This window comes from Shewanella sp. 30m-14 (assembly GCF_052977125.1).
Window position 1 is genome coordinate 1 of the sequence record NZ_JBRILW010000028.1, and the last position, 22252, is coordinate 22252.

The window sequence follows — 22252 nt, forward strand, 5'->3', positions numbered from 1 at the left end:
TTGCGGGAGCTGGATTTGAACCAACGACCTTCGGGTTATGAGCCCGACGAGCTACCATACTGCTCCATCCCGCGTCCGATAAACGCTGAAAGCTGTTTTAATTCTACTTACAAAGAATTGTTTTAGAAAACTGAATTTCTCTTTATAGAAGCAGGAGGAATTAATTCGCCATGTTCTACACAAGAAAATTGAGCCTGAGTAGCTTTAACGCTGCTCTAACCCGCATCCGGTTAACACTAATAGATTTTTGATTCTACTATAAAAGAATTGGTACAACCGAGTGGATTCGAACCACCGACCCCTACCATGTCAAGGTAGTGCTCTAACCAACTGAGCTACGGTTGTATTGGTTGCGGGAGCTGGATTTGAACCAACGACCTTCGGGTTATGAGCCCGACGAGCTACCAAACTGCTCCATCCCGCGACAGGATAATAGATGATTTAATTCTTCTATAAAAGAATTGGTACAACCGAGTGGATTCGAACCACCGACCCCTACCATGTCAAGGTAGTGCTCTAACCAACTGAGCTACGGTTGTACTGTTCAAGAAAATGGTTGCGGGAGCTGGATTTGAACCAACGACCTTCGGGTTATGAGCCCGACGAGCTACCAAACTGCTCCATCCCGCGACTGTGTTCTTGCTGTCCGTTTGGCTGTTGCCTTGGAACGAGCGCTATAGTATGGCGATACCGTAATTGTTGCAAGTAAAAAAACACAATAAACTTCCAAGCGGTTGTTTGCTACCCAATTCGAGTAGCGTTTAAGCACTTTTGCCAATTTTTAAGTAAAACAATTACAAAGGGGGATGTTTAAGGCCCCTTTTTACGGCTAAACCTTGTGATAATTTATTCATTAGACTGCTCTCTATTAAAGCTTTTGGCCAATTTGGCTTGCGGTTGTCACTTATATTATGCGTTTTACCTATCGTTTTGCCATTTATGCGTTCAACGTTAGGCCTGCGCTCTTCACTATACATAAGCAAAGCAAACCTCAATAAAGGCGCTCAACGAGTCACGGCTAGTGAATTTTGTATAAGCGGTCTGTCATCTATAGGTAAATGCAGTAAAGCTGCAATAAACGCTAAAACTACGGTACTCCACCAAATAGGTTCATAACTGCCGTAATAATCATATATTCGGCCGCCGACCCAAGCACCTAAAAAACTACCCACTTGATGAGTAAAAAACACTAGGCCATAAAGTGTCGATAAATAACGAGCACCAAAAATCTGTCTAACTAAGCCCGATGTTAAAGGCACAGTACCTAACCAACAGAAACCAATCGCTGCACCAAACATAGCGGCAGTGTTGTCGGTAACGGGTAAAGTCACAAATGCAGCAATAACAGCTGTACGCACAAAGTAGAGCGCACTCATAACGTAGCGTTTACTAAACCTATCCCCCATCACGCCCCAAAAGTAAGAGCCGAAGATATTAAATATGCCCACGTAGGCCAAAGCTAGCGCCGCAGTTGAGCTATCAAGGTGTTTATCTGCTAGGTAGCTAGGAAGATGGGTCGCAATAAACATCACGTGAAATCCACACACAAAAAATCCCAGGTGAATTAACCAATAGTTTCGATTAGTACAAGCCTGCTTGAGCGCCTCAGATAAAGTTTGAGTATCGGCTAATTCATTACTTTTTGGAGTGCTTCTTGCTGTTTTCATAAAAGAAGCAAAAGCCAACATCACGCAACACAGCAAGGCAAATACCTGTAAAGCCGTTTGCCAATCAAAGTGAGTAAGTAGGCTTTGGGCTCCAGGGATCACCGCAAACATACCAAATGAACCTGCAGCCGTTGTTAAGCCAAACGCTTTCGCCGTATGCTCAGCCGGCACAACTTTTGCGACAGCGCCTAGTACCACAACATAACTCGTGGCACTTAAACCTAAACCAATTAGCATACTGATAGAGAAGTAGAACATTTCGCTGCTGGTTGACATTGAGGTCAGTAATAAGCCCAAACCATATGTGAGTGCACCACACATAATGATCTTTTTAGAACCAAACCGATCTGCCGCCATCCCAACAAAAGGTTGGAACATGCCAAAAAGCAAGTTTTGCAATGCAATCGCAAAACTAAAAAACTCACGGCCAGCCTCAAAGCTCATTGATATTGGCGTCATGAAGATCCCAAAGGACTGACGAATACCCAAACTGATTATCAGGATCCCAATACCTAACCAAACTAAAGCAGGAAATCTAAATATGCTCATGGTTGCACAACCTGCTTAGTAGGTTGCCCATCAGCATTCTGTGGCATTTGATGACAACCAACGTCTGTTGCATTAAGACTAAATGCATCAAGTAGAGGTTGGCAGTAATTAATTAAAATAAGGGTACAAACTAATGTGGCAGACAAACGCATAAGTTGCGCAATTAACGATTGTGAACGCATGGATCAACACGGCTTAGACAAAAAGGAAGCGCATGCTACTTATTTGTCTTTCATGAGGCAAATGAATAAAGATAAACAACACTATGCATAAAACGCATAACCAGACAAATGAACGATGCTTGTAGCACACCGATGCAATCTACAAAGTCAAGATAAAGCCGCAGAGCTCTATAAGCAAACCCTAGCAGATACTTAAATTTAAACTCGATACACTATAAAAAAGGGGAGTTTCCTTAAGAAACTCCCCTTTCAACTAAAAGTGATAATTACGCCAATAAATTACTGTACGTTACTTACCCCAAGGGTTAGTTGGGTCTTGAGACGCTGATGGACGCTTTTTGTCACTACTACGGTTTTGCGAGTAAGCATCTTTTGCTCTCGGCTTATCTTTACCGTAACGTGGACTTGGACCGTTTTTCTTCATTTCCTTATAGTTTTCCATAGCCTTTGCACGCATCTCTGCAACAAGTTCCACGGTTAACTTTTCAGGTTTGCGCGGCACAATACCATCAGCGAAACCACGTTCCCGTGGTTTTAACTCCATTTGCGCTTCGTTGCCTTTTGGCATGCGCTTAAAACGGTATAGGTAAAAAGCTTCTACACGTTCCCTCGCCCATTCGGTCTTTTTCAAAAACTTAACGCACGACTCCATATTCGGATTCAAATTAAAGCATGCCAATTTAAGTGCTGCGTACAACACTTTATAATCGTAAAACTTCACAAGTTCTGTAAGCATGGTTTCAAGCTTTAGGCCGTGAAGCGGGTTATTCTGTTGATGTTCAATCATGGGACGTCCAAATATCGCAGGTAATATAAAGTGCACGCACCGATAAAATGATAATCATTTAATCAGAAGTGCAGACCAATCATAGCGCTGGTCAAAACAATGCCTTAATAATAACAACAAAAAGCCTTTATCACCCAATCAAATCGTTCTGCGCTGGCATTTATTCATTAAAGCAAGCTCAAACAAGATAAATATCAGGCCTTAGCTTGCATGATTGCTCGACATCTAAGCACCTACCTCTGTATAATCCGCGGCTGTTTTGCCTCTATAGCAGGTTTACTCTCCGTAACCTGTTTACGTCTTTGGCTTTCACGTTTTATTAATCACTCAGGATACTCTTTTGATTTCTACCGCAAACATCACGATGCAGTTTGGCCCAGAGCCATTATTCGAAAACATTTCCGCTAAGTTCGGTAACGGCAATCGCTACGGCTTAATTGGCGCAAATGGTTGTGGTAAATCCACCTTCATGAAGATCCTAAGTGGCGAGCTTGCGCCAACCTCAGGTAACGTCTCAATTACTCCGGGCCAAAAAGTAGGTACCTTGAGCCAGAACCAATTTGCATTCGAACAATACAGTGTTATCGATGCTGTTATTCAAGGCGATGCTAAGCTGTGGGAAATTAAGCAAGAACGCGAGCGCATCTATTCACTACCAGACATGACTGAAGAAGATGGCATGAAAGTGGGTGAACTTGAAAGTGAGTTTGCTGAAATGGACGGCTACAGTGCAGAAAGTCGCGCGGGCGAAATTCTACTTGAAGCAGGCATTGATGAAGAGTTCCACTTTGGCTTGATGAGCCAGGTCGCTCCAGGTAAGAAGCTACGTGTACTTTTGGCACAAGCACTGTTCTCAAATCCAGATATCTTGCTTCTTGACGAACCAACCAACAACTTGGATATTCACACCATTAACTGGTTGGCTGAAGAGCTGAATAAGCGTAAGTGCACCATGATCATCATCTCGCACGACAGACACTTCTTAAACACTGTTTGTACACACATGGCCGATATCGATTACGGCGAGCTACGTGTTTACCCAGGTAACTACGAGTACTTCTTAGAAGCTTCTTCGTTGATCCAGGAGCAATTATTAGCGGGTAACGCTAAGAAAAGCGCTGAAATGACCGAGCTGCAAGACTTCGTTAACCGTTTTGGTGCGAACGCATCTAAAGCCAAACAAGCAAGTTCTCGTGCAAAGAAGCTTGATAAAATCAGCCTTGATGAAGTCAAATCGTCTAGCCGTATGACACCATCGCTGCGTTTTGATGAAGGCAAGAAAATGCATCGTCAAGCGCTCATCCTAGAAGATGTTGGCCATGGCTTTGATGGCGAAATGCTATTTCAAGCTGGCGAGCTGATCCTAGAAGCTGGCGCTAAGCTTGCGGTTATCGGTGAAAACGGTGTCGGTAAGTCTACTTTCTTACGTTGTTTGGTTAATGAGCTGCAAAACAACCAGGGCGTAATCAAATGGTCTGAAAATGCCTCTATCGGTTATTGCCCGCAAGACAGCAGCAAAGATTTCGATAATGACCTAACTCTATTTGACTGGATGTCGCAGTGGCGCTTACCAAAGCATAACGACCTAATGGTACGTGGCATGCTAGGCCGTTTGCTATTTACTGAAGACGATATCAACAAAAAGGCACGCAACTGCTCTGGTGGTGAGAAAAACCGTCTATTATTCGGTAAGTTAATGATGATGGATATCAACGTACTTGTCATGGACGAACCTACGAACCACATGGACATGGAAGCGATTGAAGCGTTGAACAATGCGCTTAAAGACTACCAAGGCACGCTTATTTTTGTGAGCCACGATCGTGAGTTTGTATCATCTTTAGCGACTCGCATCATAGATGTAAAAGATAAGCAGCTTATAAACTTCCAAGGTACTTTTAATGAGTACATGGCGAGTCAAGCTGAGCAAGAAGCCAAGAAAAACGCTTAAGCGGATCGGGGTTTACGGCAGCAATAATGTTGCCGTAAACTGCATATTAAAATGGCGCTAAACTAAACGTTAGCGCCATTTTTTATTGCGTGATTTATGTTGATTGCTTAAGTGAACGCTTAAATAATTGATAGTTTGAAATAGTGATGGTTTAAAAAAATAACTCACTGAATAAGTGAATAAGCGCTTAAATGATTACATAAAATTAATTAAGATGATTGTTCCAAATGATATAGATATAAAGCGTCAATATCACCACTGCATAAAATTGGCATTGCGCCTTTAAGCTTTGCTAGCGGCCAATCCCACCATTTCAACGTTAATAACTTATCTATCGAGTCACTCGTAAAACGCAACTTTACTAACTTGTTATTACCAACCACCACACTATAAGGCGCGACATCTTTACTGATCACCGCTCGAGCGCCAATCACTGCGCCGTCACCAATGGTAACCCCAGGCATGATCATCGCCTCTGAGCCAATCCAAACATCATTGCCGATCACCGTATTACCCGCACGCTCAAAGCCGGTGCACACCCCTTCACCAAACTCATCACGCGAGAAGGGATAAGTCGAGATCCAATCGAGTCTGTGGCCCTGATTACCAGCAAGCATAAAACATGCTCCAGAAGCGATTGAGCAAAATTTTCCAATAATTAACTTATCGACTTCGCCAAAGACTCCCGCTTCCCATACATCTATGGTCGAGCCATCACCGAGCAGATAGCGCACAGCTTGATCTTCAAAAGACTTACCATGATAAAAACCTGAATAATAAGAATATTCCCCAACGTCAATATTGGGGTTAACGACTTGCTCTTTAAGCCTTTTAGATTCTAGCCAGCTGGTAAACTCGTTCATTTTTAGGCCTAGGAAAATGTAGAAAGATTGATTTGGTTTGGCTCTGTCTTATGCTATTTGCTATTTGCTATTTGCTATTAAGTAATAATTATTAACGATTAGGTAAAGCAAATACTGCACCTAAAGCCCCTAACAATAATGACCGAATACTAGATCTCCGCCTTTTCTCAGAAGGCATGACTCACATTAGTCTGCAACATTAATCAGAAATAATATCAGCAATTTTAGTTAGCGCTATTCGTCAGAAAGAATAATCAGCAGAATAAATAGAAAAGTTAGCTCACCAGCACGCACATACTGGTGAGTAACCAGCCAAATTAAGCGGCAACAAGCCTACCGCTATTTGACCATAACATCATTATTCACTTAAAACGCGATACCAATACCGACAGCGTTATCAAAATGGTTATAATCTGAAATGGTCATGCCATAACCGCTTTGCAGCTTTAAGTAACCTTTTAGCCCCTTATAGATTGGAAAACGCCAACTGAGCTCCTCATAACCTTTAGAAAAGCCACTTTCTACCAGGTTACGTAAGGTCAAACTAATTTGGTGTTCGCCAAAGTACCAGTCACCTTTGACCGAACCATAACCCATATAGTCTTCAATATCAGGGTTATAGTCAGTATTAGAAAAGTCAGTTCTAATCCAAGGTTTGATGCTAAGCTCAATATCACTCAACGCTAGTGAAAACTCTAAGTAAACGCGATTCCAGCTTCTTTCATACACGCCACCTTTACCATTTGATTGGTGCTCAAAACCAACGCTAGTGCTTTGCCACAGATCACTTTCATCAGAGTGCTGCCAAAACCAAAATACCTGAGGCTGGTATTGTGAGTCTCTAAAATAAGCCGACTTGTCATAAGCTTGCCAGTTAGAAATCTGGCTATAAGCGATATAAAGACCGTCATTATCAGTCAATATATTATTGGCTAAACCGTATTTTAAACTGAACTGAAACTGGACATTGGTGTTGCTGATATCTTCTTTATTTGGGTTTTGTGGAGCATAGTAAGCTTGATTTGCCGCTTGAGTTTGATAAACAGGTAAGACAAAATTATTATCAAATATCGTCAGTTTATACAGGTCTTCTTGGGGCATTACCCCCGCTACGCCGGTGATATCGTTGCTAATAGTCGCCTGCTCTTTTGCCTGGAGTGAACTTGCGACCAGTAAGCTTGCAAGCAAAATGACATTGGTTTTAATATTAGTTTTATGCTTCAAGTTATTTATCTCCCTATTAAATAACGGCGATCTTCATCAACAATATCACGACTTATTTGCCAAAAGTTCGCCTCAATATCCAATATATTGAATTTATTTTAATTTTAAATCTTTCCTCTGGTTTTGTGCTTTATAAACCAAAGGCTAAGGCACAGCTTTTTAGCTATGTCATTCAATGTAGCAAATTCTATGCAAGATGTACTTTTTCAGAAGAAAAATTAGCACTTTAACTGAACAAATTACAGTTTTGGCAAGTGATGCCCCATATTAAGCCAGATCTCGCTGAACTTTATCGACAGCGCGAGTCGTTACATCTGCTGCATTGCAGGTGTACTGACAACTATTTTTATCACCTTTTCTATGGCCACTGCAGGCTAAAAATGACTGACCGTTTTTACTATTGCTACGTACTATAAGCTTGCCTGAAAGGCATTCTGGGCAGACTTGAAGTTGATGGTTGCAGCCTGCTGAGCCACAAAAATGGTGAGTGTCATTACGCAGCATTGGGCCACAGTTGCACACAGAGCATGCCTCTATCTTAGTGTCACAATACTCTTTACCCAGCGAGCAAGTATAAAACAGGCCAAAGCGCCCTTCTCTTGGGATAAGTTTACCCTCACCACACAGTGGGCAACACAAGGAGTCGTTATACATAGGCGCTAAATCGCTTAAATAGCAGCGCACATCCTCGCCAAAAGCACGAAGTTCCCTAACAAATGTCGACTCTTTACCCAGCTCAGCTTGCACAAAAACCGTTTGCTTAGCGCGTGATAACGCAACGTAAAACAGTCGACGCTCCTCGGTGTTTTTATAGCTATCGAGTGTTGGTAACAAGGTTTCTAAAATCGGATCGTTATCAATTTTACATGGGAAGCCATATTTATCGTCATTCACATCCAGCACAATAACAAAATCAGCCTGCTTACCTTTTGAAGCGTGGGCAGACATAGCTGAAATGGAAAGCTGAGGATATTGTTTTTGCCAGCGACTTAACGCTTTTAATGAGCTTTTAAAGCGGCCAATCAGCATCACACTTGCATGATTATTACTTGTTGCTTCAGTGATGCTTGCAAAAGCTTGCTCTAAGGCTGTCTGTTTATCATTAACCAGTAAACAAACCTCAGGATTATCGCTCTGGCTATGGGTGGTAAGTTGCTTCTTCAACTGAACGGGATTTGCCTGAATAAACCGTGATGCCACCTTTTCAATCTGATTATTAAATCTAAAGGTTTTATCTAAGGTAATCGTTTGAGTGGTACCAAATGTGCGTTCAAATTCTGTGGTTAAACTGAGATCGCTGCCGGTAAAACGATAGATAGCCTGCCAGTCATCACCCACACAAAAAAGTGCACAACCAGGACTTGCATCCCTTAACGCTTTAACGAGATTGGCGCGTTCAAGCGAGATATCTTGAAACTCATCCACCATGATGTACTTGTAGCGGAAACGTTCAGCGGTTTGTTGATGAAAATCGCTACATCGAGCCACTTTTAACGCCTTGGCGATCATATCTGAGAAATCTAAGGTGTTATTGGCAGTGAGGTGCGCGTCATAACGCGTAATCACCCAGTTGAATAGATGCAAAAACGCTTTCCATCTCACCTGGTTATAATGGGTTGATTGTTTCGTGTCAGCTTTTGGCAGTTTCAAAGCTTCAAGTTTAGAAAAAGTCATCCCTGATGACTTAAACAAGCTGACAAAGCTTGCCATTAAGCGACTAACATTTCGATATATGCCTAAGGCTTTAACCTGAGCAAACAGTACATTTGGAGCGATAGGTTTAAACACCTCACTTTGACTCAGGCCGAGTTGTTCACAGCGCTCGCACAATTGCTCTTCTAAGCTTTTTTCTAGCTCACCAATATCGGCCTGCCAACTAAACGTTTGCAACAAACAGGTATTGTGCTGTTGGTGCAGCGCAATCTTCCACTCCCTGCTTTGGTTATAGGCGACTTTGTCGATATCTGGGCGAGTATTGCCCTGTTTATCAATGCCAAAATGCTCTAAGTAGGCATCGAGCTGAGGAATATAAAAGTCAGGCTGATAAACACACCTACCCGGCTCTGTTACAGGCACGCAGTACTTTGGCTCATACTCAAATTTAATGCCGTGGATATAAAGGTAATTACAGATAGCGAGCTCTTGAAAGCTTTTAACCAGATCGCCCGACAGTGCTCTGATTTCATTATTTTTAAGATAAGCTCGATATTGTCCGTCAGACTTAAATGCGAGTTCGTTAACTTGCGGGTAAAGATAGCGGCCAAAGTAATTGGCTACTGGATCGGCCATGTGTGGATCGGCCACAATCTCGTCAATCTGTTGATCAATAAATTGGGTGAATTGCTTTTCATCGCTAGCAAGAACAGACACCTGTACTTGATCAAGTGTCGAGCGATTTAAGTCATGCTGAATGATCTCTTTACCCAAGGCATGAAAAGTACTGATCTTTACAGCACTAGGCTCACAAAGCGCTGCAATACTGCTCACACGTTGTTCAAGCTCTACTCTGGCGTCTTTGCCGTAGGCCAACATTAATATTTCTTCAGGCCGAGCCAAACCTTGACTCACTAAATAAGCCGCCTTAGCCGCCAGCGTACTGGTTTTGCCTGTCCCCGCGCCCGCTATCACTAAGGTGTTGTTTTCATCAATCACACAAGCTTGGCGCTGCAACTGAGTTAACGGGTGCGCTTCAAGTGTGTCAAATAACGGCCCATGGGCTTGCAACTGTTTAGTTTGCCACCATTGATTATATTTTGCGGTAAAGAGATCGGGTTGCTTGATAAACTTTGCTAGACGGCAATTGAGTTGACTCACCTCAAACCCTAGCGTGGTAAAATACTCAACCAGATCAAAAGCCTCTCGTGAGTGTTGAAATTGGTGCTGTAGACGTTTTTTGTCAGAGTCGCGTAAGAATCGCTGATGCTGGCCAAAAGCGCGATCAAAAGCGGCAATGTCCACCAGCACGTTATCGAAGCTTAGCTTAAGAGACGTGCGGCAAAACTCAAGGCGGTTATTAAGCGCTAATCTAAACAAAGGTTTGCAATTAACCAAGTGGAAAAAGTTAAAGTGCTTGTCGCCCCAAACCAATGTTTGAGTAAACCAGCCTCGCTTTACTTCCACCGTTTTATCTATCTCAGGATACGAATAAAGCGTACCGTTAATCGTTAAACCTTGATCGCACAAATGCGCGCTATTACAGAAAAAGAGCCCCTGCAATAAACCAAACTGAACAGAATGTCGCCTAAGCTGCATTGACTACCTCGAAACCACAAAATACCGCGGCATATTATCAACTAATGCCTAGCGCAAATAGCAGTAATTGTTTCTGCGGCATAAAAACATCCTCTGGCAGAACTCAATGAATAGTACATAAAATCAACAGGCTAGATAGCATTGGCGCTTTTATTTTTTTTTACATGTAAAAAAGGCATTTCAAGCGTGATAAACCACGCAAAAACGAATCGAAACCCGCATATTAAGCGCGGTATCACATATCTAGCGATAACTGCATGATAGCCTCAATAACAAGTGCATAGCAGCCCAAAATCAATAGAAATGCTATGTAATATCATCTAGATAACTTATCTAATATTGGAATGATAAAAAGGGTTACCGTAATGAAAAAAGTACTAATTGCAGGTCTTCTAAGTTGTTTATTCGCAGGTACTGCTAGTGCAGAAAACCTTGACAAAGATACTGCTCTTGGCATGGCAAGTCTGATGATTTGCACATCGTTTTACGCTGAACATGATATGCAAATTGAAGGCACTATTGTTGGTCAGTCTATGATGGCTCATAGAAATGCAGGCATTGAAGAGATGATCATGTCTAAAGAAACTAGCCAAGCATTAGATGCTTACATGACTAGATTTCAAAGTGCTAATCAAGCACAACAAGTCGTATTATGTGACGACGCCATTAAATTTGCTCGTGAAAGTGATTTCGTAAAAGTAGATTAATGCGATTTCGTAAAAGTAGATCAACGCGACTTTGCTAAGCTGTTAAAACTTACCAGCTCAGCTTACCGAAATTGATAACCCCGCAAGGGGTTATCTTGTTTAAGCCTTGTTGCTGACGATAAACAGATAACCTAATTCAACTTAAGCTAGCTTAGTTTTCTGTTGCGGGTATAGGTTGGGATCTCAAGTTCTGATGCAAGGTGATCATAATGGTTTGTTCGAGCCGACTTCTCTTTTAAAAAATCATGTAGATTCAGTAGTTCAGATGAGGCAAAACGATCTTTATGTGGTTGTGGGTTCACCTTCTTCTGCGGTAATTCTTCTATTTCTTCTATCTCTTCCGTTTTTTCTATCTCATGTGTCTCATGAGCTTCTAGCAAACCGCTAGCCTCCTGCATTCCCGTTGCGATTACCATCAACTCTAGTTCACATTCAAGTTCTGGCACTATGGTTAAGCCAATAATGACTAAGGCACCAGGATCGAGCTGCTGCAGCAGGGTTTCGCCAATACTGTTGTATTGATTAAGCTCAATATTCTCGGTAGCCATAACGCTAACAATGGCACCTTTTGCCCGAGAAAGTGCGATATCTTCTAGTAGTGGATTTTTTAACGCCTTACTGATTGTGAGCTGAAGATCTTCGCCGGGCATTTGTTTAGCCACTCCCATCGCGGCGCGACTGGGATGGCTTATGACCTCGATAAAGTCATTAAGATCGATATTAATTAAACCCGACTGACTAATGGTGGTGGTGAGCCCCTGCAATACATCTTGAAGAATGCGATTACTTTCATAAAAAGCGTTAGTAATACTCACTTTTTTATCAAGGGTTTGTATTAATTTATCGTTCGGCAACACAATGACCGCATTGGCATGCTGCATCAACTGATCTACGCCCGTTTTAGCAAGCTGTCCTCGTTGATGCCCTTCAAAACTAAAAGGTGTGGTCACGACCGCCACCAAAGGTTTATTGAGCTCTGTGGCAACAGAGGCCATAAACGGAATCGCCCCAGTCCCAGTGCCCCCGCCCATGCCTCCAGTAATAAAAATAATGTCAGCCAGTTCAATATGCTCCCTTAGCTGCGCTTGTGACTCCTTAGCCGCTTCATGGCCTCTTTCAGGCCTAGCACCAGCGCCCAGCCCTTTAGTCGCCTCAAGGCCTATCTGCAGACGCGTACTGCAATCCGATATTGCCAAAGATTGTGCGTCGGTATTCACCGCAATCAGTTGCACGTTGTCACCTAAAGATGCCTGACTGAGTTGGTTTATGGTATTACAGCCACAGCCACCTACGCCAAATACCGCTATGCGAGGGGGTTGGCTATTTTGAGTAATCATATCGAACATAGGACATATCCTTGGTATTGACCTTAACAAGTGCCAAAGAGATTAACCTGCGGCTGCGACAGACTCCGTCGTAGCGTTTTGATATCGCATGTTTACTTTATTAATTAAACGGGTGAAGTGAGAGCGAAGTTTAGGTGGTGATATCACCTCAACACTGTCGGCCATTCCCCATAAAAATTCGCGTAATTTAGGCGTATCATCCACGCTGGCACTAAGGCGGTAATAGCCATTTTCTAAACGCTCAATACATTGATCATCACTCAAACGCGCATTACGTTGAATAAGGTTTGCAGACGGCGAGAGAAGCAGCTCAATGTTAATCGGCGTGGTTTTACTCGCCTCGCCAGTCAGCGCAATATCAAAATCATCACGGGTAATAGAGGTACTTTCAAGTAAACGAATATTTCGCAGCAAATTAATGGGTTTTGCATAACGCTTTGTGTGAGACGTGCCTACCGTAAAGGCCAGCATAATCACGCCCCCCGATATTTTTATTCCTTCAGCATTAATCGGTCGGTAGTCAATCCAATAGCTTTTACCTTTAAGAAATCGCTGAATTTCACAGGCTATTTGGCGTTTACTCAAGAGCGCTTCTTGCACTATCTCAAGTGACTTGGGATCGTGTTCGGCGTAAGAGATAGGCAAAGGCTCAGGTAACTGCGCGACTCGACAAGCCCAGTAAAGCCAGGGGTTATCAGGATCGTCCCCCAACACCTGATCAGCACGCTCAAAATAGGGCGTCAGCTGCTTTACACTTTGCGGCGGTAACAATTGCTTAGCGCTATGCTTTAACGTATGAAACGCCAAAGCCATATGCTGATCCATCAAGGTTAAGTTAAGACCACGCCAGCAGGCGGCAATAGACCAGCCAAAAGGCTTACACCTATCATCAAGCACTAAACCAAACAGCCCCATATCGTGCATCGCTTTTAGCTCTCGCTGCACCGTTCGTATGCCAACGTCATAGTCGCGATCGTTAAGTTTTTCAGTCAAAGCAATGGCCGAGATCCGTCTTGGTTGGCGGGGTATTTGCTCAAGCATTGCAAGCTGGCGTGGAATATTGGTTTGCATCAAATGTTCTCAAAATTTGCAGTGGGTTTAGCTTAATACACAGCTACGACAAGTTATGACGCAGGAATATGATTTTATATCCAAATCAGTAAAAGTCACCCATAAACTCGATGCAAATCAGTAGCACACAGCCGTTACAAGGCTGCAGTGTCACGAAACACAACCGTCGAGTTCAGCAAACATGCAGAGTAACAGAAGCCATTGTTAGCGTTGACTAAATGCTGCTGTAGCCCATAATCAATCTTTAACCCTCTACCTTGCTTTTATTTGGGAGCTTTTTTGATGAGTAGCCTTAAACTCAAACCGCACCACTTGGCATTACTATTTGCGTTAGCAATTGCCTTCTATGTTTGCTATTTACTGGTCGAGCCATATTTAGGCGCCATCGTACTGGGGTTTATTGTCTCGATATTATTTCTCCCTCTTCACGCACGCATTCAGCAACGTATGCCTAATCGGCCCAATCTGGCTTCAGTGTTTTCATGTACATTGGTCACCGTGATGGTATTGCTGCCATTACTGTTTGTGGCAATGGCGATAATGAACGAGGGCATTAACTTTATGAGTAATGCCTATCAGTGGCTGACTGAAGGGGGAGCCAAAAGCTTTCTTTCTCACCCCTCTATTCAGGGCGCAATGGCCTTATTAAATAAGTGGCTGCCATTTGACACCATTAAAATTGATGAGCTCGTGCAACAAGCTGCAGGAAAAGTCACCCAACTAAGTAGTAGCTTGTTAAGTGCCAGTACCGGCATTGCCGGCGATATAGCAGATACCTTTTTAGACTTTGGCTTGATGTTATTCGTATTATTTTTCTTTTTGCGAGATCAAGAAAAAATCATCCAAAATACCCGCCGCATCATTCCATTATCTCGCTCGCAAGAAGAGCTAATCTTCAATGAAGTCGGTGTGGTCGCCAAGTCAGCCGTGTTAGGTGCATTTCTTACAGCGTTAGCCCAGGGCGCGTTAGGCGGCATAGCAATGGCATTAGCCGGATTCTCGGGGTTATTTTGGGGCACCATGATGGCATTTGCGTCCTTTATTCCATTTGTGGGCACCGCGATGATCTGGCTGCCAGCCTCGATTTATTTATTCATCACCGGTGACTGGCAATGGGCGCTATTTTTGATTGTTTGGGGTGTAGTGGTGATTGGCTCAATTGATAACTTTCTCAGACCCTGGCTTATGCAAGGTAATACAGGGATGAGCACCCTACTGCTATTTTTCTCACTGCTCGGTGGTTTACAGCTGTTTGGTCTAATTGGCTTAGTCTATGGCCCAATCATCTTTGCGGTAACCTTAGTGTTAGCCCGCTTATATGAGATTGAGTTTAAGGACTTTATCGACCAACAAGATAAAGAATAAATACGCAAGGTAACCTGTAGTCTATCGCTTCTTTAGGTGGATTGTTGAGGCAGGGAGTTGAGGCTGGCCTTTAAAAATAATACTGCCCTGTAAAAATAATCCCCCTTGTACTAAGGGGCATATTTTTACAGGGCAGCTTAAGTTGTAGAAGCGCAGATTTTAAAGGCTCAGACATTAAAGGCTTAAGCTTTAAAATATTCAGTGTTAAAAGCTTCTATTACTTCATTAGCTACTGTATTAGCTACTTCATTTTTGCCAGCTCTTGCTTGAGCTGCGCTAACTTGTAATTTTCAGCTAAGACTTTTTGCGCATACTTATAAGAGAGGTCGAGCTTATCTGCCGCTTTTGCTGCTTTTAATTCATCCTGATAGCTTTCAAGTTGCAATTGCACTGCTGCAATTTCTGTCTGTAAATCACTCTTAAGGGCTGCGTCAGTACAATTCGTTTTGACGAGCTCAAGCGAAGACTGCAACTGAGTCACCATTTTGTCGTAGCCTTTAGCTTTTGCATTCACAATTAAGGCTTCAATCTTACAACTCCGCTCAGCGCAACCAGCCAAACTAGCACAGTCTGCTGCAGGGGCTGCTTGAGCAGAGGCTAGACCAAAGGTTAGTACGCTACAACTCATTGTAAAACCTAAAAATAAACTAGATGTTTTGTTTTTCATAAAAATTTCCCTAGTACGATATCGACAACTTGGTTTGTAATAAAAAAAATTACTCATACTGTTTTATAGACACTGCATTACCAAACGTCCATTTAGTAGCGAAAACTTCTTGTTAAACAGCGCTAAAAACTTGAGCCAAGAGTTAAACATAACAGCTGATTTACAGCCAAATAGCAGATGATTGTGCAGATAAAAATGCCAAATGATAATACAAACTGCTGTGTATCATTAACTTACTCTCTCTGACAAAAGTATCAACCGAAACAAAGCACTTTACTGATTACAATCAATTCCACGTTTATCGAAATTTAGTTTGACAAGTTAACACCACAAACCTACATTTCGGTATAGGTCGAAATATATCAAAATAAAAGTCAGAGCTAAAACACCTACGAAAACACCTACAGAGTAAACTTATATAGCGGATGTACAGGTTTGAGTATTGCGCCAATGTACCACGCCAGAGTACTGTTCTAGGGTAATGCTCTAGTGTACTGCGCCAACCTATTTCACCTGTGTATGAGGTAGATAATTTATAACGGCGGTATTGCACCTGTGTAGTACGCCTGCATGACGTCAGTGTATGCCTTGATACTCTATCCTTATGTGCCCATGTTTATCTATTTGTGTATGTATTGATTTATCTATCGCTGTATGCAAATTTTAAACTGTTCTTTTAAACTGTTCTTTTAAACAGATTCATCACTGCAGCAATTTAAAATACACATCACAGCTTAACGTGCCAAAGTAAATGCACGCACGAATGTCTAAATTCGGCGTACTCACAGCTAAAATCAAAAACCTTACGGGTGGCAAACATGATTAACAACACGACCAAACAAGCTTCACAAGACGCTATAGAATGGGCGATAACCCATGGCATGGTAATTAAAACTACGCCTTATTCAGCGTCTCACACCGCATTTAGCTTTACGCCAACCGCCATTAGCCGTGAACGTTTTCAACACTTAGTCGCTTCGGTCAACCTGCTAGGTAAGTTAGTTCACTTCGCATCAGAAGATCATCAATTTTTAAGTCATGCTATCGCGCCAATCACCTCAGGCGAGCCTTTCTTTAAAGCCTTACTCGAGATGCATGATGCAATCCATGACCCCGATAACGCTAATAACTGTTGCCATAACCGTTCTAAAAATCGTGATTCAAATAATGCCGACAAGCACAGCGACGCTACTAGTGGAAATAGCGCTAATGAAATAAGTACCAATGAAAGCAGCGCTAAACGATTGCCGCTATTAATTATGCGCAGCGACTTTATGGATGATGCTGCTTTAGGGCCTAAGCTCATTGAGTTCAACGGCATCGCCGCAGGTATGGGACCATTTGGTCAAAGAGTCCATGAATTACATAAATACCTACAACAGCAATGGCCAGATGAATTTAAGCAGTGGTCAAGCCATCAAGGCACTGAGCTTGTCGCAAACCAGGCCATTGAACGCTTATCTCAAGGTATTGCCAACGCGACGTTTAAGATTAAACACGAGTTTACAGATAACGTTATCGATAGCATTGAAAATACCCCGCCGGTATTTTTGATGGTGGTACAAGAAAACGAAGACAACGTGTACGACCAACATCTGCTTGAAGATGCACTACAAGCTAAAGGGATTAGAACGGTCAGACATACTTTTCGCGAATTGCACGACAAACTCTCAACCGGTAAAAATCACAGATTGTTATTAGAAGGTGTCGGCCCCATCGATACTGTATATCTGCGCGCGGGCTATCAGTATAGTGATTATCATGCCAATGACATCATCAGCCGCGTATGCTGCGAAGCATTAATGCAAACTCGAATTTTTATCGAAAAACACCGAGTAGCCGTAAACGCCACCGTAAGCCAACAGCTTGCCAGCAGCAAACGGGTACAGATGTTACTGTCTTCTATGGCGCCCGATGCCCTCACCCAATTTGGTTTAACCCTAGATGAGGCCAAAACCGTTAAAGGCTTACTTGGCGAAATGCGCCCCGTCACCAAAGACAGCACAGCCTTAATATCTCAAAGCAGCGTTGATGATTGGGTACTTAAAAACCAAGGCGAAGGTGGCGGCCACTGCATATTTAGTGATGATATACAGCCAAAGCTGATGGAACTCAGCCCCAGCGAATATCAAGCCTGGTCACTTATGCGAAGATTGCACCCAACAGCAAGACCCACAACCGCGTTAACCGTTCGCAAAGGTGAGTTACATCAAGTCGATGACTTAATCAGCGAAATAGGCATGTTCACCGTTCATATCGACGGCAAAGCAGCGATTGATGTTAAAAAATTATCTGTTGAAAAAGTAGACGTTGAAATGTTAGCCGGTGAAAATTTAAAAGATCAAGCGACCGACAAAAAAGCCTACGCAGGTTACTTGATCAGAAGTAAATCAGCCCGCACCACAGAAGGCGGCGTGCACAGCGGCATGGGAGTATTAGATTCGCTGGTTTTTAGTGACTGAGTTTAGTGATTAGCGATTGAAAATAGAGATAGTGATAAAAGAAAATAGCCAACACAAATTGGCTATTTTCTTGAAGTAAGGAGTTCTAACTAATTAATGAACAATAGCCATTTACCACGGCGAATATGGCGAAGCCATGTGCTACTAAGCGAGAGCTAGGGATAGCGAACTGGCCGTTAAACACAGATGTTATTGGGACACAGAGGCCACAAAGAAAGGCAACAGCTCGTAGTAAGCTCACATGTCACTACTTCTGTGGGACGCTATAAAGCCGTCCTTGGCCGCTCTGCGGTTTCATCCTTGAAACCTAAGCCCACAGCCGCATCGACATCTGATTATTCATCTATCTGAATTAGCTGCCTCAGATGTTACAAACTCATTTCTGGACATAAGCTATTCACCACGGCGAATATGGCGAAGCCATGTGCTAATAAGCGAGAGCTAGGGATAGCGAACTGGCCGTTAAACACGGATGTTATTGGGACACGGAGCGCTACGCTACACGAAGAAAAGCAACAGCTAGAACAAAAGCAACAGTAAAAGGCTCGTCATCAAACATTTTAATCTTTTGCTCTACGATCTTCTCCGTGACCTCCGTGAAAGCTAAGCGCTTCGTGGTGAGATTCGTGCTTTGTAAAAATGATGCTAACGTTAAATTTATACCTTAGGTAAACACTGTTTTTGGGGCATTTTCAAGCTAGATAGCAAACCACTACGGCCTAATAAATACACCAATTATCCGGTGTAGATACGGCCGTGACCGTCCATGACATGGATGTCATGGCCGAGCTTCCAAGGATGGACTTGTTGCGTGTCACGGCAGTGTCTGCACATGCGCCCGCTGCAGGCGATTGATAACTCTAAAGCGACAATTGAGAACTCGCTTCCCCGTAGCAACTACCCAAAAAATGTAATCAGCCTTCACTTGAAGGTAAACATGTTTTGGGGCATTAACATGCTAAAGCTAACCGCTTCACGTGAATTATCCCTATGTTCTTCGCCAACTTTCATCGACCTCTAAACCCAACTAAGTCAGCTGAACCTTGTCATCATTAATCGCAGCTTCAAATTGCTTACCCGCCAGCCACAAAGATGATTCACTTTGCAGCGCTAACTGATAAGCCCAAGCGGCAATCGCCTCTGAGCGGCCACTTTCACACACGAAGTAGTTACTGAGTTCGGCTGTGATCAGTTTTTCATTTTGAATGATGTTTTGTTCATGCCAGCGATCTTTATGCTCTTGCGCTGCTAGGTGGTCGCGTTTGGCATTGTTGCAACTGCGATGCGCGAGCACAAAGTTATGCCCGAGATCGTTGGGGTATCTCGCCCACGGGATAAAATGATCGACCTCGGCCTTGTTATGTTCACTCTCTTTTAGCGGCTTATTACAGTAGAAGCACTTTCCTTGCTGGATCTGTTCAAATACGGGTCTTGCACTAATAATCGAGCTCCGGTCGCTACCAAATAAAAACTCTGACAAGTTGCCTTTACCACCCAGTACCGCATAGTTTGCAGGAAAGGCACTGACCTTTTGTGTCCAGTGCGTTCTTGAAAGCGATACCACAAGGTCGTAAAAACGTCTAAAACAAAAGGCGATACCTGGTTTAAGTACAATATATTTTTGAGACTTATCATGGCTGTAGTAAAAGCATTCCTCTTTACCCGCAAGAAGCTGTAAACGCCAAAGCGGCCCTTGTTTAAATGTATTGCGGGTTTTACTCACCAGTTTGTTCCAGCCAGCATTTTGTTTTAGCTGATTAAGCGTGCGTATGCCTTGCTGACGAAATGCCGCTAAATCTCTGACCAATGCAGATTGTTCGCCGGAATTTTGTAAAAGAATAAAGGGGTTATTATCAACGCCGTGATAAGGCAGCGAGTGTTGCCAATATAGCTCGATGAACTTCACTACTAACTCATCGATGGTAATAACGCTGTCTAATGTATCGTGCAGGTTTGCTGTCACATCACTGTGTAGTGGTCGCTCTATACAGATATCAGCAAGCGCGTGTAGCAGTGCAAATTTGTATGTAGCGACAAAATCGCCTTCCACCAATAAACGCTGTAAATAGGTGATGAAATCAACTTGCAGTTGAGCATCCACTTGAGGTGCAAAATCTAATCTCATACATTTTCACCTAATAAGGCGTTAGCGTTATCACTTAGTGGAACAACCTCGCCTGTTGGGTGCTCCTTGGTGATAGTCGACCTTTGTAAAACAACGGTTTCCCAATGCACCTCGGCTCGTCCTAACTTGTCTTGTTCTGCCGTAACACTATCGATTATTGTCAGCCCCACTTTAGCGCTCATTGTTGCAAGCTCTGCAATACTCACTTGATGCATCTCTCGCTCATCGCCACTTGGGCCATGGCGTAGTGTGATTATCAGCTTGCCTGTAGGTTCTAGTAGTTGTGTTAATCGATTCAAGGATTGTAAACGCTCTGATGCAGGGATGTGCATCCATACGGCGCTCAGTAGGATAAGCTTAAAACGCAGCCCTGTTGTAACTAGCGCATCCGTTTTAGCTAACGTATCTAATTTGGCGAGCGCGTTAAGCTGTGGTAATGAATCCTGTAACCACGTGACGTTAAGGCTTTGAGTGAGTTTTTGGCCTATTGCAGCCAGTTCATGTGCGGGCTCGACAGCATACACAGTTACGGCTTGCTGCTCGGATGCCTGCTCTGCGAAGTATTTAACATCTCGGCCTGAGCCCGCGCCAATATCTAACACATTAACTCTTACATTACCTCTCATATGAGTTAAGCAGGCTTGCTCACTTAATGAGGCTTGTAACGGCGATTGACTGGATTTTGCGTGAGACATAAAGATATCGGCTAAGTGATGAAACCAACTAGCATGGACTTCTTTAAAGGTTTTAGAGTCATACTGCTCAGCAAGTTTAGCCGCATGCATGTTATAGAAGTTAGTTGTGTTGCGTTGTTTTTGCTCTGAGATCACTAGCACATTCCCTTGTGTTACTCGCTTAAGCTCGTTTGTTAGGTCATCACTTCTGAATCAATCTTGGTACGAATCGAGGTTAATCTAGAAAGGTTCAAGATTCATTGCACCGATAATTACTGAAATCAAATTAGCACATTACGTTAGCAAAAAGAATAATCGGTTCATGACTTTATATCTATTTAGTTTGATCAAACTCACGAAATTCTTGAGGTGTGATAACAAGCCGAGATTTATCGCTAAAGAGTCGGAATTTTTGGCGGGGAATGTATCGCTATCTATTGCTCTGCAATAGGAACATACTGGAGTAGTTACTTAAGAGTTTTACGCTATACAAAGCTATTTTGAGAAACAAAAAGCCTTTAGTTGATGAAAAGACAACTTTAGGTTCATTACTTTACATTAGGTGGTAAGTATCATGAGTAAAGGACAAGACAGTAAAAAGAACGTTAAAAAGAAACCGCTTTTAACTGCTAAAGAGAAGAAAGCCGCAAAAACGGCCAAGAAAGTGCCGTCATCGTTTATTAACTAGTCAGCAATGGCCGTCGCGTATTTTGTATTGTTGCGATGGCCACTATCATTGGCAGAACTCAAACATCTAAGCTCCAATTATCTAAGCTCAAACATCTAAGCTCAAACATCTGAACTCAAACATTTAGGCTTCACTTATCTAAGCTCAAACGCATACCATTAAGCATCTGATTTTAAACTAGTTATCTTGGTTTGCATTAGTTATCTGGGTTTACATTAGCTGGCATAACCATTCACTCGTTCTAAATGAGTTTTATGCAAAAGAAAAATGTTATTGCTGAAGGTTACTGCTAAATGTTAATGCTTAAGCCTAGTCGCTAATATGTATTAGCTCAGACTTGGTCTTTACGTTCACTGATGCACTCGTACGATCCCATTTCAAACAGTCGGCAGATCCATGGGCGGTTTTCGTAGATAGTGCACATTAAGGTGTCTCTATCAACTGCAGAGCACCAACCGTCATCAAGGCGTAACATGGTTTCGGCGCCATATTCGTCGACACTGATATGCTCATCTGGTACGCCAGTATCGGTCACTATCATGACTTCTAAACGGCAGCAACACGCTTGGCAATTTGAGCAGGTGATCTCGGTGTTGATCACGGGATCGGATATATCTTTTACGTCAATGTTCATAAACAGCAGTATTAAATTTAATGGCTGCTAGGATACGC

Annotated in this window: 15 protein-coding genes and 5 tRNA genes; 4 read left to right on the forward strand and 16 right to left on the reverse strand. The window is 42.8% G+C overall.

Annotated elements, in window-relative coordinates; all coding sequences use genetic code 11:
• The 7 genes from ACVBIU_RS17425 to ACVBIU_RS17455 form a co-directional block, all read right to left on the reverse strand.
• Positions 1-74 (reverse strand) — tRNA-Met (locus ACVBIU_RS17425).
• Positions 75-268: 194 nt separating this feature from the next.
• Positions 269-345, reverse strand: a tRNA-Val gene (locus ACVBIU_RS17430).
• Positions 346-347: 2 nt separating this feature from the next.
• A tRNA-Met gene (locus ACVBIU_RS17435) sits at positions 348-424 on the reverse strand.
• A 38-nt stretch (positions 425-462) separates the two neighbouring features.
• Positions 463-539: transfer RNA gene (locus ACVBIU_RS17440), tRNA-Val, on the reverse strand.
• Positions 540-553: 14 nt separating this feature from the next.
• Positions 554-630, reverse strand: a tRNA-Met gene (locus ACVBIU_RS17445).
• 374 nt (positions 631-1004) lie between these two features.
• Positions 1005-2216 carry an MFS transporter gene (locus ACVBIU_RS17450; protein WP_447164409.1) on the reverse strand — a complete coding sequence of 404 codons (1212 nt, stop codon included), beginning with the start codon at positions 2214-2216 and terminating at the stop codon, positions 1005-1007.
• Between the two features lie 471 nt (positions 2217-2687).
• On the reverse strand, positions 2688-3185 hold the full coding sequence (locus ACVBIU_RS17455; protein ID WP_447161907.1) for a VF530 family protein: 498 nt from the start codon (positions 3183-3185) through the stop codon (positions 2688-2690).
• Positions 3186-3525: 340 nt separating this feature from the next.
• On the opposite strand from ACVBIU_RS17455, the gene ACVBIU_RS17460 reads away from it, so the two are divergent.
• Positions 3526-5136, forward strand: coding sequence for an ABC-F family ATPase (locus ACVBIU_RS17460; RefSeq protein WP_447164410.1), 1611 nt, complete (start codon positions 3526-3528; stop codon positions 5134-5136).
• Positions 5137-5345: 209 nt separating this feature from the next.
• Here ACVBIU_RS17460 and ACVBIU_RS17465 read toward each other — a convergent pair whose 3' ends face one another.
• The 3 genes from ACVBIU_RS17465 to ACVBIU_RS17475 form a co-directional block, all read right to left on the reverse strand.
• The gene (locus ACVBIU_RS17465) at positions 5346-5999 is read right to left on the reverse strand and encodes a CatB-related O-acetyltransferase (RefSeq protein WP_447164411.1); all 654 of its coding nucleotides are present in this window, start codon (positions 5997-5999) and stop codon (positions 5346-5348) included.
• Between the two features lie 366 nt (positions 6000-6365).
• Positions 6366-7223, reverse strand: coding sequence for a phospholipase A (locus tag ACVBIU_RS17470; protein WP_447161910.1), 858 nt, complete (start codon positions 7221-7223; stop codon positions 6366-6368).
• Positions 7224-7490: 267 nt separating this feature from the next.
• Entirely contained in the window at positions 7491-10475 is a 2985-nt protein-coding gene (locus ACVBIU_RS17475) for a UvrD-helicase domain-containing protein (RefSeq protein WP_447164412.1), read from the reverse strand.
• 365 nt (positions 10476-10840) lie between these two features.
• Between ACVBIU_RS17475 and ACVBIU_RS17480 the strand changes: the two genes are divergently transcribed.
• Positions 10841-11182 (forward strand): hypothetical protein, encoded by a 342-nt coding sequence (locus ACVBIU_RS17480; RefSeq protein WP_447161912.1) that lies wholly within the window; start codon positions 10841-10843, stop codon positions 11180-11182.
• A gap of 146 nt (positions 11183-11328) precedes the next feature.
• On the opposite strand, the gene ftsZ is transcribed toward ACVBIU_RS17480, so the two are convergent.
• The gene (gene ftsZ / locus ACVBIU_RS17485; protein WP_447164413.1) at positions 11329-12528 is read right to left on the reverse strand and encodes a cell division protein FtsZ; all 1200 of its coding nucleotides are present in this window, start codon (positions 12526-12528) and stop codon (positions 11329-11331) included.
• A 42-nt stretch (positions 12529-12570) separates the two neighbouring features.
• A complete protein-coding gene (locus tag ACVBIU_RS17490; RefSeq protein WP_447164414.1) occupies positions 12571-13599 on the reverse strand; it encodes a helix-turn-helix transcriptional regulator in 1029 nt (342 codons plus the stop codon).
• A 282-nt stretch (positions 13600-13881) separates the two neighbouring features.
• Between ACVBIU_RS17490 and ACVBIU_RS17495 the strand changes: the two genes are divergently transcribed.
• Positions 13882-14964, forward strand: coding sequence for an AI-2E family transporter (locus tag ACVBIU_RS17495; RefSeq protein ID WP_447164415.1), 1083 nt, complete (start codon positions 13882-13884; stop codon positions 14962-14964).
• A gap of 241 nt (positions 14965-15205) precedes the next feature.
• On the opposite strand, the gene ACVBIU_RS17500 is transcribed toward ACVBIU_RS17495, so the two are convergent.
• The gene (locus ACVBIU_RS17500; protein ID WP_447164416.1) at positions 15206-15631 is read right to left on the reverse strand and encodes a DUF1090 family protein; all 426 of its coding nucleotides are present in this window, start codon (positions 15629-15631) and stop codon (positions 15206-15208) included.
• 818 nt (positions 15632-16449) lie between these two features.
• Between ACVBIU_RS17500 and ACVBIU_RS17505 the strand changes: the two genes are divergently transcribed.
• A complete protein-coding gene (locus ACVBIU_RS17505) occupies positions 16450-18093 on the forward strand; it encodes a glutathione synthase (RefSeq protein ID WP_447164417.1) in 1644 nt (547 codons plus the stop codon).
• 1027 nt (positions 18094-19120) lie between these two features.
• Here the strand turns inward: ACVBIU_RS17505 and ACVBIU_RS17510 are convergent.
• The 3 genes from ACVBIU_RS17510 to ACVBIU_RS17520 form a co-directional block, all read right to left on the reverse strand.
• Positions 19121-20218, reverse strand: a complete 1098-nt coding sequence (locus ACVBIU_RS17510) for an HNH endonuclease (protein ID WP_447164418.1) — start codon at positions 20216-20218, stop codon at positions 19121-19123.
• Positions 20215-21048, reverse strand: coding sequence for a class I SAM-dependent methyltransferase (locus tag ACVBIU_RS17515; RefSeq protein ID WP_447164419.1), 834 nt, complete (start codon positions 21046-21048; stop codon positions 20215-20217). The genes ACVBIU_RS17510 and ACVBIU_RS17515 overlap by 4 nt, the downstream gene beginning before the upstream one ends.
• An 863-nt stretch (positions 21049-21911) precedes the next feature.
• Complete coding sequence (locus tag ACVBIU_RS17520; RefSeq protein ID WP_447161923.1) at positions 21912-22214, reverse strand: YkgJ family cysteine cluster protein; 303 nt, start codon at positions 22212-22214, stop codon at positions 21912-21914.
• Positions 22215-22252 lie beyond the last annotated feature (38 nt).